1 tRNA gene is annotated in these 466 nt (G+C 37.8%); it reads left to right on the forward strand.

Annotated features, from left to right (window positions below):
• Positions 1-111: 111 nt before the first annotated feature.
• A tRNA-Ala gene (locus KH893_RS12035) sits at positions 112-184 on the forward strand.
• Positions 185-466 lie beyond the last annotated feature (282 nt).

Raw genomic sequence — 466 nt, forward strand, 5'->3', positions numbered from 1 at the left:
GATCACCTCCTTTCTAAGGATAATCGGAATACTACACTGATTTAGATATCAGATTTGTTTGTTTCAGTTCTGTTCGGTTTTCAGAGCGCCGCCCTGAAAACACAAGCAACTGGGGAATTAGCTCAGCTGGGAGAGCACCTGCTTTGCAAGCAGGGGGTCATCGGTTCGAACCCGATATTCTCCATTGGCAGTTTTTTTGCCAATTGTACATTGATAACTGAATAGTAATTTAATTTCTTGTTAATTAAAATCCTTATGTCTCTTACGACATCGAGACATTAGGTAAATTGAACCGAGAAATTCACTTCGATAAAAGTAACTGAAAAGTTACCGCTAATAAAATCTAGAAATAGATCTCATAAATAATTTATTAGTTAATCGTCGATTTTTAATCGATAGGTTAAGTTAATAAGGGCGCATGCTGGATGCCTTGGCAATAGAAGGCGATGAAGGACGTGACAAACTA

It is taken from the genome of Liquorilactobacillus sicerae, assembly GCF_029916425.1.
Classification (GTDB): Bacteria; Bacillota; Bacilli; order Lactobacillales; family Lactobacillaceae; genus Liquorilactobacillus; species Liquorilactobacillus sicerae.